Raw genomic sequence first — 15,935 nt, 5'->3', positions numbered from 1 at the left:
AGCACAGTTTGTCATTTCGACGGAGGAGAAATCTCCGTTGCTAAATCGACAAAGATTGAAAAACTTTGCGGAGCTACTTACGAAGATTTCTCCTCCGTCGAAATGACAAGATTGTGGAGAATGAAGCCTAAAATCTTTGTCAAAGTTCAAAACTTTGACAAAGTTATTCAAGTATAGTCTGTAAAAATGGAATTTGGATTTTCAAAATTTGGAATTTGAATTGAGATATTGTGTAATTTAGAACTTTTAAAATTTTCACATCATGGAAAAAGAAGAATTACAAGCCATAGCCTCACAATTGAAAAATCCATCAGGAGAAAAAGGAATCGAAATGGGAAATATGATGAACGAAACGAATATCAATATGACCAAACATTCCATTCAAAATCTAAATATTTCAAAGGAGAATAAAATTCTAGAATTAGGTCACGGAAACGCAGGCCACGTTGAATTTCTTTTTGAACAAGCAGAAAACCTAAAATATTACGGACTCGAAATGTCTGAATTAATGTTTCAGGAAGCACGACAAATCAACAGGAATTTTGTTTCTCAAAAACAGGCTTTCTTTTCTCTTTATGACGGAAACGAAATTCCGTTTGAAGATGAATCTTTCGATAAAATATTTACAGTAAATACCATTTATTTTTGGCAAAAGCCAGAAGAATTACTTTCGGAAATCTACAGAGTTTTAAAAGCAAATGGAAATTTCTGTCTGACATTTGCCGAAGAAGATTTTATGAAAAAGCTTCCGTTTACTCAATTTGAATTTGAGCTTTACAGCACCGCAAAAGCGCAGCAATTAATTGAAAAAACTGCTTTTCAAATTGTTTACACCGAAACTCAGAGCGAAAAAGTAAAAAGTAAAACTGGAGAATTGGTTGACAGAGCTTTTACTACAATTGTTCTAGAGAAATAATTATTATATTTTTTGCCACAGATTTCACAGATTAACACAGATTTAAAAATCATTTGAAATCATTTAATCTGTGGCAAAAAAAACAGATCGATTTCCGTAATCTCTTTTTGAATACTTTCACTCTTTGTTTTTATTTAATTTATGGAAACTAAAAAAATCAATTTTCTACAAAGTTACAGCAGTATACTTTTACTTCTAGGAGGTATTATAGTTGGGAGTATTTTGGGGTTAGTTTTCGGAGAAAAAGTTCTGGTTATAAAACCAATTGGAGATATTTTTCTGAATTTGCTTTTCACAGCAATTATTCCTTTAATCTTTTTTACAATTGGATCTTCAATTGCCAATTTGGAACAGAAAGAAAAGTTGGGGAAACTGTTTTTTATTATGGTTTTGGTTTTTCTCTCAACGCTTTTGATTTCTGCCATCGTCATGATTTTTGCGGTTTATCTTTTTCCGATTCATCAAGATATTGCTGTTGCGAAAGTTCCGTTTGAAAATATTGAATCAGGATCTGTTGGCGATCAGATTGCAAAGTTGGTTACGACAAATGATTTCTTCGAATTATTGTCCAGAAAAAGTATGCTGGCGCTTATTATATTTTCTTTTTTAATTGGTTTTGCGACTTTGCAATCGGGAGAAAAAGGAAATGCTTTTAAAAGCTTTTTAGATTCTGGGAATGAAGTCATGAAGCAATTGCTGAATATTATCATGAAATTTGCACCAATAGGTTTAGGAGCTTATTTTGCTTATCAAGTTGGGATTTTCGGACCTCAATTATTTGGCGTTTATGCAAAACCTATGGCGGTTTATTATGCAGCTTGTATCTTTTATTTCTTTACATTTTTCAGTTTGTATGCGCTTGTTGCTGGTGGAAAACGAGCTTTCAAAGTTTTCTGGAGCAATAATATTACGCCTTCTTTAACTGCAATTGGGACTTGCAGCAGTATTGCTACGATTCCTGCAAATCTGGAGGCGGCACAAAAAATGGGAATTCCGGCGCATGTTCGAAATCTCGTAATTCCGCTTGGAGCGCCTTTGCACAAAGATGGTTCGAGTATGTCATCCATCTTAAAAATCACTTTTCTTTTTGCCATGTTTGGAAAAGATTTCACAGAACCTTCAACTATTCTTTTGGCACTTGGAATTACAATAATTGTTTCGATTGTCGAAGGCGGAATCCCAAATGGCGGTTACATTGGAGAAGTTTTAGCTATTACGGTTTATGGTTTTCCAATGGAACAAGCTTTACCTGTTGCGATGATTTTAGGAACATTGGTTGACCCAATTGCAACTTTGTTAAATGCTAATGGTGATGTAATTTCATCGATGCTCGTTTCACGATTCTCCGAGAAAACGAAGTGGTAACTTTCTCAAACAAAAAATAAATTTTTTAATATGCTTTTATCTACGCTATCTGCGTGAAAATATTAATACAACACACTTATGAATTCAATATTACAACAAGATCTAAACGATTTTGAAAATATTTTAGAAAAAACAAAACAGCAGGGAATTAATTTTCTAAATAATCTGGAAAACATTCCAACTTCAAATAAGTATTCTACTGAACTTAAGAAAGAATTAAATGAAACTGGATTAGGTTCGTTGGGAGCTTTAGAAGAATTTAAACAAAGATTAGAGCCTTTATTGGTTTCTTCGCCAGGACCACGTTATTGGGGATTTGTAACTGGAGGTTCTACGCCAGCTTCTGTAGCAGGTGACTGGCTGGCATCGGTTTACGACCAAAACACGCAATCTGTAGCAGCACAAGGTGGAAATTCAGCTTTAATAGAATTTGAAACGATTAATTTATTGCTTCAATTATTAGCACTTCCAGATTCGTTTATGGGCGGATTTGTAACTGGCGCGACAATGTCTAATTTTACTTCTTTAGGAGTTGCCAGACAATGGTTTGGAAAACAATTTGGAAAAGATTTTGCTAAAAACGGAATTTCAGAAACCATTACTATTCTCACAGCAACACCTCATTCTTCTTCTATAAAATCATTATCGATGTTAGGAATAGGAAGTCAGAATTACACTGTTGTAAAAACAATTGAAGGCAATCGAGAAGCAATGGATGTTGCTGATCTGGAAGAAAAAATCAAAGCTTTAAACGGAAAACCTTTTATCTTGATTTCGAGTGCAGGAACTGTAAACACAGCTGATTTCGATGATTTTAAAGCAATTTCTAAACTAAAAGAAAAACACAATTTTTGGTGGCATATTGATGGCGCTTTTGGTGGTTTTGCAGCTGTTTCTGATAAATATAAACATTTAGTAGAAGGTTGGGAAGGAGCAGACAGCATTACAATTGATTGTCATAAATGGTTGAATGTTCCTTATGAAAGTGCTTTTTATTTAATCAAAAAAGAACATATAAACCTACAGATTGAAACGTTTCAGAATTCAAATGCGCCCTACTTAGGAAATGCTTTGGAGAATTTTAATTATTTAAATGTAGTTCCAGAAAACTCACGTCGTTTGAGAGCATTGCCGGTTTGGTTTTCTTTGATGGCTTACGGAAAAGAAGGTTTTTGTGATATTATTGAGAAAAGCACATTATTGGCACTTCACTTCGGAAATGCTTTAATTGAACAAGAACATTTTGAACTTTTGGCGCCAATTCGATTAAACAATGTTTGTTTTACTTTAAAAGGAAATGAAAATCAGGACAAAGTAAATGACTTTCTAATTCAATTAAATGATAGTGGAAAAGTATTTATGACCCCAACTTTTTATCAAAATAAGAAAGGAATTCGAGCTTCGTTTGTAAATTGGAGAACAACTGAAAATGACATAAAAATTGTAATTAAAGAAATGAAAGAAATTATTTCGAAGATGGAAATCTAACATTACAACCGCAATATTTTAAAAGCCTGCTACACTAATAAGCAGGCTTTTTTTATGTCTTTTTTTTGATTTCTAGGAGAGAAATATAGAAATCTTTAACTTTTTGTATTAAAAATTTTAAGGTAATATTAATTTAATCTTAATTCTTTATTAAGAAACGAGATATTTTTTATTGATTTCTTCTTCTAAAAGTTAAATATTATTCTTATTTAGAATAATTAAAAATAGATTTGGGAAAACGTTGTGAACCCTTTAATTTTGTGGCAATTTAATTTTCAAAATCAAAAAATTCTAATGCAACTACCTAGATTATTGCTCTTGATTACAATTCTGCTGACTTCATTTCAAGGGTATTCACAAAAAAACAATACAAGCTTAAACGGAGTTATTTTAAATGCAGGAAAACCAGAAGAAGGGGTTTCGGTTGCGCTGAAGGGAACACCTTACGCAACGCTAACCAATAGTAAGGGAGAATATAAACTTAACGCAGCACCTGGAAACTATACATTGGTGGTTGCTTATACGGGTTTTAAAACAACAGAGAAAGCGATTGTTTTAAAACAAGGCAGTAAAACTATTGAGAATATTACTATTGAGGAAGATATGGCGACTTTAAACGAAGTGGCTGTCACTGGGAAATCTAAAGTACAACGTGTTCGCGAACAGGCCTATAATATCACTGCAGTAGATCTTAAAAAAACATACAATACATCTGCAGATTTAAATCAGGTATTGAATAAAACAACTGGAGTTCGTATTCGTGAATATGGAGGATTGGGCTCTGCGTTTAATTTTTCTTTGAATGGATTTTCGGGGAATCAGGTTAAGTTTTTCCTTGACGGAGTTCCTATGGACAGTTACGGTTCTGCGCTTACGCTGAATAATATTCCCGTGAATATGGCGGAAAGAATTGATGTCTACAAAGGTGTCGTGCCAATAGAATTAGGTGCCGACGCATTGGGTGGAGCAGTAAACATTGTAACCAACAAAAATGTAAACCGTTACATTGATGCTTCGTACAGTTATGGTTCGTTTAATACGCACAGAGCTGCTGTTAATACGAGATTTTCTGGAAGAGATGGTTTTATCGCCAACATTAATGCATTTGCGAATTACTCCGATAACGATTATAAAGTTGATGTAAGCATAGTTGATAAAAATACATCAAAGTTTTTGCCTGAACAGAAGTATAGACATTTTCACGATGCTTATAAATCAGGAACAATAATGGCCGAAGCTGGATTTAAGAATAAAAGTTTCGCAGATTATTTACTTGTTGGTTTTGCAATGGCAGGAAATAAGAAAGAAATCCAACAAGGAAGAACCATGCAGAAAGTGGTTGGACAAGCTTTTACGGATAGCGAAAGTTTTATCAGTTCCTTGAAATACAAAAAAGACAATCTTTTTACCAAAGGTTTGTCTTTGAATGTTAATTCTACCTACGCTCTGGTAAACAACCGTTCGATTGATACTTCTTCGAGAGTTTACGATTGGACAGGAAATTATGTTTACAGACAGTTTGCAAATGCAGGAGACAAAGGAGAATTGGGCAATAAAACGATTTATGTATACGATGAAACAAATGCGCAACTAACTTCCAATTTAAAATATCAGCTGAATGATCAGCATTCTATAGCTTTAAATTATACCTATCTGGCATACAAAAGAAAGGCAACCGAAGAATTTGCAAAAGTTATTGATCTTGGTGAGCCAACCATTGACAAAAGTATTTTAGGTTTTGGTTACAATTTTAGTGGCTTAGATAACCGACTTGCAATTTCTGCTTTTGGGAAGCTCTATGAATTGTCTACCAAAATGGTTTCGAATTCGATTAATCAATCTGCGTCGTCAACCAATTATGGTTATGGAGCGAGTTCTGCTTATCATTTATCAGACAAATTTCAGATAAAAGCTTCTTATGAACATGCTTACCGTTTACCATCAGCGACGGAAATGCTGGGTGACGGATTAACAATCAACAGCAATATCGGAATGAAACCAGAAAGCAGCGATAATGCAAATTTCGGATTGGCATTTCTGACTCAACAAACCAAAAATCATTTTAGTGCCGAAACTAGTTTGATCTATAGACAGGCAAAAGATTTTATCAGAGAAAGACAAGACGGAGATAAAACCGTTTTTGAGAATCTTCAAAATGTACAAATAACAGGTATTGATGGAGTGCTAAGATATGGATATAAAGACCTTCTTACTTTCGAAGTAAATGGTACTTACCAAAAAAGTCTTAATAAGAACAAATTTAAGACTGGCACAACAAGTCCGGATGCTTTGTATAATGCGCAATTACCAAACGTTCCGATCTTTTTTGGAAATGCCGATCTGACTTTCAACTTTAAAAATGTCAAATCAAAAGGAGACCGACTTTCTCTAAACGCAAGTGCAAACTACATAGACGATTTTTATCTGACATGGCCAGTTTTAGGAAGCTTAGAAACCAAAAAGGCAATTCCGGAACAGTTTACACAAAATGCAATGATTGCTTATTCTTTCTTAAACGGAACATATAATCTGGCTTTCGAATGCAGAAACATTACCGATGTAAAGGTTTATGACTATTTCAAGGTTCAAAAACCGGGTCGTTCCTTCTCAGTTAAGTTTAGATATTTTCTTCAATAATTAAAATAATAATAACCCTTAATACTTTAAATCATGTTTGTAAACAAATTTGCAAAATGCTTTGCTTTGACTTGTCTGTCACTTTCTATTTTTTCGTGTAGTAGTGATGATTCACCAGAACAAACAGAACCAACTGTAAACGGTACTAAATATGTAGCTTCTTATTGGCTTGACGATTATACGCAGTATATTCTTGATTTCAATTCTACAGATCAGTTAATGACCGGTGAAATCAGTGCTAAAGGAGTTGGAATCGAACAAAACGGAACTTGTTTTCCTATTGAAAATACATTTTTTGCTTTGAGCACAGATGATGAAGGGGCTGCTTCTTTTAAACTTAACAGCTCAGGGAAATTAGTACAAAATGGTAAACTAGCTTTCGAATCTTCTTACGCCGCTGGTTATACAGATGATAAAAAACTAATCAATATTGGTGCAACTTGGGACGGAAGTTCATCAGATTATGAACTTATGATTTACAATCCTGCAACTGTTTCTGTAGAAGGACGTAAGTTTAATGATTTCTCTGTAAACCCAGAGAATAAAAAGATTTTATACTGGCCAACTGGAGCTTCTACATCAGGAGATAAACTTTTTGTTCCAGTTTATACTAAAGATGTAACAGACGGAACAAATAAAGTATTATCGTCCGATGCTACAATAAGAGTGTACAAATATCCTTCTTTAGAATATGTTACCACAATTAAAGATACTAGAACAACTTCAATTGGAATGTATTATACCAATACTGGAATTGTTCAAACAGAATCTGGAGATATTTATACATTTTCTTCGAATGCACGTGCGGGAGGATATCCTGTTACATCTGCTAAATCAGGAGTTTTACGTATCAAAAAAGGAGATGCTAAGTTTGATCCAGGTTACTTCTTCAATTTAGAAGAAAGTACTTTAAAAGGAAAAGTTCTTGCAGCTTATCCAGTAGGAGGAGAAAAAGTTTTTATCTCTTATATTCCTAATGATGTTGATGCTGCAAATGCAGTTTACAGTTTCTTAAATACAAAAACAATTTTCAAGTCTGCTATTTTAGATTTAGCAAATCAGACTATTCTTGCTGTGACTGGTTTGCCTGATCACGGTGGAGATGAGTTTTTTGGAATTGGAAGTTTATTTTTTGAAAATGGAAAAGCATACAAAAGTTTTGTTACAGGTGATGAGGCACGTGTTTACCAAATCGATGTTGCAACAGGTGTAGCAAAAGCGGGAGCGCTTATCAAAGAAGGTCTTTATTTACCTGCAATTGGTAAACTTACATACTAATTTTTTACATTAAAAAATGGCTTGAGGTATTATTAACGTAATCCTCAGGCCATTTTGCTTTTACAAATTAAATGGCATGAATATTTTAAAAAAACGTTTAAACAAACCTCCAAATAAAGGAAAATCCAGATTCAGTAAGATCAATGCCTGGCTGCATTTATGGCTCGGATTGGCTTCTGGAATTGTAGTTTTTATAATGGGAATTACAGGCTGCATTTTGGTTTTTGAACACGAAATAAAAGAAATGACATCTCCGTGGCTTAAAGTTGAAGCCCAAAGTGCAGATAAAGTTTTACCACCTTCTAAAATATATGCGGCAGTTAAAAAAGAACTGCCAACAAAAGAAATTCACGGAGTATGGTATAACGGTTTAGATAAAACCATAAAAGTGGATATAGAATCCGATTCTTTGATTTATGTAAATCCTTATAATGGAAAAATTACCGGAATGGTTGATCACGAAGATTTTTTCCATGAAATTGATGAAGGACATCGTTATATCTGGCTGGGAAGAGAAATAGGAACAACGGTAACATCTTGGGCAACTTTAATCTTTTTCTTTTTATTAATAAGCGGTATCATTTTATGGTTTCCAAAAAAATGGAATAAAACAACCGTCAACAGTAGTTTTAAAATTAAATGGAATGCCAAATTTAAAAGACTGAATTATGATCTTCATAACGTTTTAGGGTTTTACTCCCTGCTTTTAGCCTTTTTGATTGCGTTGACAGGTTTAATTATGAGTTTTCATTGGGTGCGCGAAAGTACCTATTGGATTACAGGAGGTTTTTCTAACGAAAAGAACAAAAAAGAAGTGGTATCGGAAATAAAACCAGACACGCTTTCAAAACCTAAATATGATATGCTGACTTCTGCGGATATTATCTTTAATAAAGTTAGAAACGAAATTGCAAAGCATAATACCGAAGCTGTCATCATTCATTTTCCAGACGAACCAAAAGATAATTTTTACGCCTGTACCGACATGCATAACGGAAATTGGAGAGATTTATATTTTGATCAGAAAACTTTAGAATTGCTTCCAAATTCAAGAAAATATATAGGCGACGAAAAATTCCACGATTGGATGAGTCGTTCCAATTACAGTCTTCACGTAGGTGCAATTGGTGGTATAACAACGAAAATTCTCTATTTTACAGCGAGTTTAATCTGTGCCAGTTTACCAATTACAGGTTTTTATATCTGGTGGGGAAGAAAGAAAAAAACAAAGAAAAACTAAGGAATTACAATTGTTTTTGAAGAGTCTTTTTAAAGTGAGATAAGCTTTGAAAAGACTTTTTTTATGGTTTTAATCGAAAGGTTATATTTATATTAAAACAGATTAAGATTTAATTTTTAAGGATTTCAAATGTTTATGATTATGTGTTTAATTGCGTCCCATAGTTAAATAACAATTTGTATATGTGAAATTTAAAGAGAGAGTAATTTAAGGGGTTCTGTAATTAGAAAAATTCGTGAATTCGTGGCTAAAAAAACAAACAAAAAAAGAAGAGCCTGTTTGAAGGAACAGGCTCTTAACTAACACAAAAAAAAACAAAAAACAAGGTATTTAAAGAACGAACTTTTAGATACGGTATGTAAATGCAATTGTCGCAATACGATTGTCCAGATCATATCTTTTGTCAATACTCGTTTGCGCAACTACAGACTTAATGTAAAAATTATTGGTATTGAAAACATCGGTAAAATTCAGTTTGATGTTTCCTTTTTTAGCTAAAACTTGTTTCGAAATTCCAATGCTGAAATCAAAGAAACCATCTCTCTGATAAACTCCAAGATTTGATTTTGATTGATATTGAGCATTTCCTTCCGCTTTCCATGTTTCGCTTATCGTAAATGAATTCTGAACACTTACATTCAAAGTCATTATTGGATCGATGGTGTTACTGTTTAATGTATTTCCCATGAATTTGTTTTCAAAAACATTGAATAAAGTATTCACAGACCACCATTTGTAAAATTCTGCTGTATTCGTAATGTTGATTCCATAATTGTATGAGTTGTCAACATTTATTTGAGTGGTAACCGTTGTATTCGTGTCGGGATTGTAATTGTACACTTCCGTGAAAATATCTTTGGTACTGTTAAAATAAACAGAAGCCATAAAATTACTTTTCCAGGCATAACCAATTTCCATCGCGTGAGTAATCTCTGGAATCAAGTTTGGATTTCCTTGCGAATAATTGAAGGAATCATCATAAAAACGAAACGGATTCAAATCGAACTGACTCGGTCTGTTGATTCTTTTACTGTATGAAGCGTGGGCAGAATGGTTGTTTGTAAACTCGTACTTCAAAGAAAGACTCGGAAACCATTTCATATAATCATCTTTATGCTCTTCGTTTAGCGTTTTCTGATCAATGTTAATCGCAGTATATTCCGTTCTTAAACCAGCCTGAATGTTTAGCTTTTCCAGCTGATATTTATAATTCACATAAGCGGCATAAATCTGTTCATTGTATTCAAAATGATTCGTCGAATTAAGATCGATTAACCATTGATTGTTATCATAATATTCGTAAACAGAAGGGTTGTCATTATTTTTAATGCTTCCTTTAAAACCCCATTCTATAGATTGTTTCTCTTTTAAAGGATTTACAAAATCAACCTTTCCTGTAAAAACTTTTAACTGAGACGGAATGTAACCGCGACGATCATTTACAATTGTTGAACTAATTCTATTGTTAGCACTTTGAAACTGATTAGATCTGAATTTAGAAGTTTCATATTCAAAATCGAAAGTCATGTTTTTACCTTCGGTATTAAATTTATGAACTCCAGAAAAAGCATACGTATAATCAAACCACTTTTCTTTACTGTCGTTATAAGTCAAAGCATCAAAAATAGGCTGATTAGCAGTGTTAAATACTGTATTGGTTCCATCGGCCATATTTTGATAACGTCCGATTTTAGCATCAACATAAACTTCCAAATTCGTTTTTGGCGAAACTTCGTACTGCGTTCCAATTTTGAAATTATTAGAAGTTAAAGGTTCGTCCGTAATCGAAGTTTGGTGATTCTTGCTCGCAATTTCCTGACGTGTAAGATCTGTAAACTGAATCTGGTTGAATTCTTTATGCTCTTCTTCACCACGGAATGTATAGCTGTAATTTCCAAAAACACCCCATTTATCTTTATTGTAATTTAAATTGAAACCAGAGTTGGTTCTGTTTTTTCGGCCTCTACCATAGCTCGTAAAAGCAGTTCCTTTTAGACCTGATGCATTTGGTTTCTTTAAAATGATATTAATAATTCCGGCTTTTCCAGCTGCATCATATTTAGCAGAAGGATTGGTAATAACCTCTATTTGTTTAATATTTGAAGAAGTAGTTGCTTTTAGATAATTAGCTAATTCTTTTTGAGAAAGTTGCGTTAGTTTTCCATTTATCATTACCGCAACACCTTGTTGTCCACGAATCGATAAATCACCATCCTGAGATACAACAACGCCTGGCGCGCGCGATAGAACATCTAGTGCGGTACCACCTTCAGACACAATACTGTTTTCTACATTAAAAACAAGACGATCTGATTTTTGCGTATATAAAACTTTCTTTTTTGTAATCACAATTTCATCCAGTGCGTTTATAGCGGTTTCGACAATGCTGTCTGTTTTTTCTTTTTCTTGTGAAAATCCATATACCGAAAAAGCAAGCATAATGGATGTTATAATATTTTTCATGTTGTTTGTAATTTGGCAAATTCTAAATTTTGTTTAGAATGTAATCGGGTCATTTTTCGAATTAGAATTTATTGCAGAACAATTTGTTCTAATTTATCTGAAAACCTTTTTTGAAGATTTATTGCTTGATTTAAAACAACAGAAATGGTTTTTTTTAAGGTTTGGAGTGTAAGTAACATACCGTGGCATTTAAAATTTGATTTGCCAAATATAACACTATTTATAACAAGTCTAAATAAAAATAGAAAATATTTTTATGGAAAAAACCTTAATTTGCTGATTTGTAGTGGAAAGAAGGAGAAAGAAAAAACAAAAAAGCGGTTTGTTTTATTTAAAACAAACCGCTTTTCTAACTGAAAACAGTAACTAAAAACCGAATACTTATTTAGTAATTTCTCTAAAAACAGCCTCTAGGTTTTTATTTTTCTGATTCAATTGTAAAGTTTTAAGACCATTTTCATTTGCAAAATCAAAGATTGCTGGGCGCATGTCTTTATCAGTGATGAAAGTCAGTTCCCATGTCATGTCATGTGTATTAATGTATGAAGAAATATTTTCCAACTTCGCTAAAAGTTGTTCTTCTATTTTATAATCAAACTCAACTTCAATAACTTGCTCTTTATCGGCGCTAACCAAATGGTCTAATTTGTTGTCTGCAACAATCTCTCCTTTGTCAATAATTATGACACGATCACAGATAGCTTCGACTTCCTGCATGATGTGTGTAGATAAAAAAACAGTTTTATTTTTTCCTGCATTTTTAATCACATTACGAATTTCCATTAACTGATTCGGATCCAGACCTGTAGTTGGTTCATCCAAAATTAAAACTTCTGGATCATGAAGTAAAGCATTTGCCAATCCAACACGTTGGCGGTATCCTTTAGAAAGCTGACTAATCTTTTTATGGCTTTCGGGTGTCAGTCCTGTCAGTTGAATTACTTCTTCAATTCGTGTTTTTGGCACGTTATAAACGTCGGCATTAAAAGCCAAATACTCACGAACATACAAATCCAAATATAACGGATTATGCTCTGGTAAATACCCAATCGAACGTTGTACTTCTTTAGTCTTTGTCATGACATCGTGGCCATTTACAAGGGCTGAGCCACTATCGGCAAGTAAATAAGTAGTCAAAATTTTCATTAAGGTAGATTTACCGGCTCCGTTCGGACCAAGAAATCCTACAATTTCTCCTTTCTCAATTTTAAAAGAAATTTCATTTAAAGCTTTTTGCTCTCCGTAACTTTTTGATATGCTGTTTACTTCTATCGACATGGACTTTTTATTTGTTACAAAAGTAACGAGAAATAGTTTCGATTACTACATTTTGCCTTCTAAAGTATTTCTAAAAAAAATTAACAACCCTTGGATTCACGGCATTGTTATTGTTAAAGGAATGCTAAAATTAAAAATAAACCCAAATCATGAAAAAAATTTTAGTGATGGCTGCTTTGGCTATCTGCAGTTTTGCAAACGCACAAAAAGGAACAATCTTAGTAGGTGGAAACATTGGTTACACTTCTGAAAAATCAGAATTCAGATTTAGTGAAGCAAAAGCAAGTACTTTTACTTTCTCTCCTAAAGTAGGTTACCAATTTCACGAAAACTGGACAGTTGGAGGAGAACTTTCATTAAGCTCAACTGATGTTGATAATGCAGATGAAAAATACAAAAACAATAAATTTAGAACAGGAGGTTTTGTACGTTACACTAAGTCATTAAGTCAAACTTTTTCTGTTTTTGCAGATATGGGAGCAGGTTTCCAAACTGTAAAAAACAAAGAGTATATCAATGCTAATAACTATGTAAGATATAAAGGAGATGGTGCTTATGTAGATGTAACTCCAGCGCTTTTTATCAACATGAAAAAAGGTTTTGGTCTTAACTTCAGTATTGGTGGTTTAGGATATGAAACATTAAATTACGATGATAATGGAGAGGATTACAGTAAGTTCTACTTCAATTTCGGTAAAACATTTAATATTGGGATTTCTAAAAACTTCTAATCTTGGTTTTATAAATTCAATTTCAGAAAGCACTCCAATCGGGGTGCTTTTTTTATGCGTATGTAAATTTAACTGCATCAAAATTTGTAATAAAAGTCGTATTTGTTAAGAGCGCATTTTGGCTTCATTAATTAATTGTAAATATAAGTTTGTACTTACTTTTTTGTTTTTTGATGGCATCGTTGTTGGTAAATAACTATAAAATTTAAACACTAATCAATTATGAAAAAAATGCTACTTATTCTTGCATTGTCAGTATTTGGCTTTGCAAATGCCCAAAAGGGAACAGTTTTAGTTGGTGGAAATGTTGGTTACACTTCTCAAACCGTTGATTACGGTGTAGTCAAATTTAAAACTGATGCTTTTGAATTTTCTCCAAGAGTGGGTTACCAGTTTCATGACAACTGGACTGTTGGAGGTGAATTTACATTGTCTTCTTCAAAACAGCAAGATGAGAACAGTAATGGAGAAGCAAAATTAAATGCTAATAAATTTGGTGCATTTGTGCGTTATACAATGCCATTAAATGAGACTTTTTCAGTATTTGCGGACTTAGGAGCTGGTTTTCAAAATCAGAAAACAACAACAGATGATGGAACAGGTAATTCGACAATTAAGGCAGATGGGTTTTATGCAGGAATTACTCCAGCGCTTTTTATCAATATGAAAAAAGGATTTGGTCTGAACTTCAGTATTGGAGGTTTAGGATATGAATCACTAAGTTTTGATAACGATGGTCCAGATGTGAAAAGTTTTGGCTTCAATTTTGGTAAAACAGTTAATATTGGAATTTCTAAGAATTTCTAATTTTAGATTTTGTAAATAATAAAAAGCGTTCCAATTGGAGCGCTTTTTTGTTTGCTAAAGGTTTTATGAAAACTAAAAGTTCTTGTTTAGCCCCGGTAGGAGTGATATCCTTTTGTGGCAGGGTTTGCCACAAAAGATATAACGGATAACGGGACAGAACGTGTTTTGAAAACGAAATTTTCTGCTTCAAAAAATAATAAAGGATCGTTGCAAACAAATCATTTTATCTTTTAAAGCAAATTATCTTTGGCCTATTTTTATTGAATATTATCCTAAAATAAAAACGTATTTTTGAGGTCTAGATTCTCAATCTAAAATCTAAAATCAGAAATTTAAAATAATAAAATGAACTGGGAACAACTTTTATCCTTAAGACGTCAGGGAGATACAAGCAAAAGATTACGTGTAGAACAAGATGATACTCGTTTGGGGTTTGAAGTAGATTATGACCGAATTATATTTTCCTCTGCTTTTAGAAGTTTACAAGATAAAACACAAGTTATTCCGCTTTCTAAAACGGATTTCGTACATACAAGATTAACACACAGTTTGGAAGTTTCTGTTGTTGGGCGTTCGCTTGGGCGTTTGGTTGGAAAAAAAATCATTGAAAAATATCCTTATCTAAAAGAAATTCACGGTTATCATATGAATGATTTCGGGGCTATTGTTGCTGCTGCTTCATTGGCACACGACATCGGAAATCCGCCTTTTGGACATTCTGGTGAAAAAGCGATAGGAGAATATTTTTCGATTGGAAACGGACAGAAATATAGAAATCAACTTACCGATAAACAATGGCAGGATTTAATTGATTTTGAAGGAAATGCTAATGGTTTTTCAGTTCTTACAGCAAGTCGTCCAGGAATTGAAGGCGGACTTCGTATTTCGTACGCTACTTTAGGCGCTTTTATGAAATATCCAAAAGAAAGCCTTCCTAAAAAGCCAACAAATGATATTTCTGACAAAAAATATGGTTTCTTTCAAACAGATAAATTATTTTTTGAAGAAGTAGCAAAAGATATGGGAATGATATCTAAATCTGGAGATGATATTGGTTTTGAAAGACATCCGTTGGCATATTTAGTCGAAGCAGCAGATGATATTTGCTATACAATAATCGATTTTGAAGACGGAATAAATCTAGGTTTAGTGTCTGAAGATTATGCTTTAGAATATCTTATCAAATTGGTAAAAGATAATATTGGTGTTGCCAAATACAAAACATTAGAAACCAAAGAAGACCGAATTAGCTATTTACGTGCGCTTGCTATTGGTTCGTTAATTAATGATGCTGTAGAGGTTTTTATTGAAAATGAAGAAGCAATTTTGGCTGGAAAATTCCCGTATGCTTTAACAGATAAAAGCAAATATAAAGCTCAGATGAATGACATCATCAAATTGAGTGTTGAAAAAATCTACCAAAGTCGTGAAGTTATTGAGAAAGAAATTGTTGGTTACCAAATCATTCAAACTTTATTAGATAAATTTATTACTGCATTCAATAATAAATACGAAGGAACGGCTTCAAACTACGATAAACTAATTTTGAAAATGTTGCCAGAAAAGCATCATTTAGATAAAGGTAATTTGTATGAACGTTTATTGCATATCTGCCATTATGTTTCTTTACTAACAGACGGAAATGCATTGGAATTGTACGAAACAATTCAAGGACAGAAAAAGCGTTAAAACATTCACTTGAAAATATAAAAAAAGCTTCTTAAGTAATAAA

The 15,935-nt window shown here is 33.1% G+C and carries 11 protein-coding genes; 9 read left to right on the top strand and 2 right to left on the bottom strand.

Going from position 1 to position 15,935, the window contains the following annotated elements; translation table 11 throughout:
* The first annotated feature begins 262 nt into the window (after positions 1-262).
* From NQQ59_RS12490 to NQQ59_RS12465, 6 genes are all read left to right on the top strand, one after another.
* On the top strand, positions 263-916 hold the full coding sequence (locus NQQ59_RS12490; RefSeq protein WP_144215594.1) for a class I SAM-dependent methyltransferase: 654 nt from the start codon (positions 263-265) through the stop codon (positions 914-916).
* A 141-nt stretch (positions 917-1,057) separates the two neighbouring features.
* Positions 1,058-2,281, top strand: coding sequence for a dicarboxylate/amino acid:cation symporter (locus NQQ59_RS12485; RefSeq protein ID WP_144215593.1), 1,224 nt, complete (start codon positions 1,058-1,060; stop codon positions 2,279-2,281).
* A gap of 78 nt (positions 2,282-2,359) precedes the next feature.
* Positions 2,360-3,769 carry a pyridoxal phosphate-dependent decarboxylase family protein gene (locus NQQ59_RS12480; RefSeq protein ID WP_144215592.1) on the top strand — a complete coding sequence of 470 codons (1,410 nt, stop codon included), beginning with the start codon at positions 2,360-2,362 and terminating at the stop codon, positions 3,767-3,769.
* A 294-nt stretch (positions 3,770-4,063) separates the two neighbouring features.
* Positions 4,064-6,406, top strand: coding sequence for a TonB-dependent receptor (locus tag NQQ59_RS12475; RefSeq protein WP_257698247.1), 2,343 nt, complete (start codon positions 4,064-4,066; stop codon positions 6,404-6,406).
* Between the two features lie 33 nt (positions 6,407-6,439).
* Complete coding sequence (locus NQQ59_RS12470; protein WP_144215591.1) at positions 6,440-7,684, top strand: DUF4374 domain-containing protein; 1,245 nt, start codon at positions 6,440-6,442, stop codon at positions 7,682-7,684.
* Positions 7,685-7,760: 76 nt separating this feature from the next.
* The gene (locus tag NQQ59_RS12465) at positions 7,761-8,924 is read left to right on the top strand and encodes a PepSY-associated TM helix domain-containing protein (RefSeq protein WP_144215590.1); all 1,164 of its coding nucleotides are present in this window, start codon (positions 7,761-7,763) and stop codon (positions 8,922-8,924) included.
* A 345-nt stretch (positions 8,925-9,269) separates the two neighbouring features.
* Here NQQ59_RS12465 and NQQ59_RS12460 read toward each other — a convergent pair whose 3' ends face one another.
* Complete coding sequence (locus tag NQQ59_RS12460; RefSeq protein WP_144215589.1) at positions 9,270-11,387, bottom strand: outer membrane beta-barrel family protein; 2,118 nt, start codon at positions 11,385-11,387, stop codon at positions 9,270-9,272.
* Between the two features lie 381 nt (positions 11,388-11,768).
* On the bottom strand, positions 11,769-12,665 hold the full coding sequence (gene gldA / locus NQQ59_RS12455) for a gliding motility-associated ABC transporter ATP-binding subunit GldA (protein WP_144215588.1): 897 nt from the start codon (positions 12,663-12,665) through the stop codon (positions 11,769-11,771).
* A gap of 149 nt (positions 12,666-12,814) precedes the next feature.
* On the opposite strand from gldA, the gene NQQ59_RS12450 reads away from it, so the two are divergent.
* The 3 genes from NQQ59_RS12450 to NQQ59_RS12440 all read left to right on the top strand — a co-directional run bounded on the left by NQQ59_RS12450 (position 12,815) and on the right by NQQ59_RS12440 (position 15,892).
* The gene (locus NQQ59_RS12450) at positions 12,815-13,396 is read left to right on the top strand and encodes an outer membrane beta-barrel protein (protein ID WP_144215587.1); all 582 of its coding nucleotides are present in this window, start codon (positions 12,815-12,817) and stop codon (positions 13,394-13,396) included.
* Positions 13,397-13,618: 222 nt separating this feature from the next.
* Positions 13,619-14,203 carry an outer membrane beta-barrel protein gene (locus NQQ59_RS12445; RefSeq protein WP_144215586.1) on the top strand — a complete coding sequence of 195 codons (585 nt, stop codon included), beginning with the start codon at positions 13,619-13,621 and terminating at the stop codon, positions 14,201-14,203.
* 345 nt (positions 14,204-14,548) lie between these two features.
* Positions 14,549-15,892 (top strand): deoxyguanosinetriphosphate triphosphohydrolase, encoded by a 1,344-nt coding sequence (locus NQQ59_RS12440; protein WP_144215585.1) that lies wholly within the window; start codon positions 14,549-14,551, stop codon positions 15,890-15,892.
* Positions 15,893-15,935: the final 43 nt, after the last annotated feature.

Source organism: Flavobacterium panacis, assembly GCF_024649945.1.
Lineage (GTDB): Bacteria > Bacteroidota > Bacteroidia > Flavobacteriales > Flavobacteriaceae > Flavobacterium > Flavobacterium panacis.
Note: the sequence above shows the minus strand (reverse complement) of the source record. Positions and strands in the feature narration are given on the sequence as shown.

Coding starts and splice junctions, on each gene's coding strand:
- NQQ59_RS12490 (WP_144215594.1), top strand. CDS start 263: ATGGAAAAAGAAGAATTACAAGCCATAGCCTCACAATTGAAAAATCCA.
- NQQ59_RS12485 (WP_144215593.1), top strand. CDS start 1,058: ATGGAAACTAAAAAAATCAATTTTCTACAAAGTTACAGCAGTATACTT.
- NQQ59_RS12480 (WP_144215592.1), top strand. CDS start 2,360: ATGAATTCAATATTACAACAAGATCTAAACGATTTTGAAAATATTTTA.
- NQQ59_RS12475 (WP_257698247.1), top strand. CDS start 4,064: ATGCAACTACCTAGATTATTGCTCTTGATTACAATTCTGCTGACTTCA.
- NQQ59_RS12470 (WP_144215591.1), top strand. CDS start 6,440: ATGTTTGTAAACAAATTTGCAAAATGCTTTGCTTTGACTTGTCTGTCA.
- NQQ59_RS12465 (WP_144215590.1), top strand. CDS start 7,761: ATGAATATTTTAAAAAAACGTTTAAACAAACCTCCAAATAAAGGAAAA.
- NQQ59_RS12460 (WP_144215589.1), bottom strand. CDS start 11,387: ATGAAAAATATTATAACATCCATTATGCTTGCTTTTTCGGTATATGGA.
- gldA (WP_144215588.1), bottom strand. CDS start 12,665: ATGTCGATAGAAGTAAACAGCATATCAAAAAGTTACGGAGAGCAAAAA.
- NQQ59_RS12450 (WP_144215587.1), top strand. CDS start 12,815: ATGAAAAAAATTTTAGTGATGGCTGCTTTGGCTATCTGCAGTTTTGCA.
- NQQ59_RS12445 (WP_144215586.1), top strand. CDS start 13,619: ATGAAAAAAATGCTACTTATTCTTGCATTGTCAGTATTTGGCTTTGCA.
- NQQ59_RS12440 (WP_144215585.1), top strand. CDS start 14,549: ATGAACTGGGAACAACTTTTATCCTTAAGACGTCAGGGAGATACAAGC.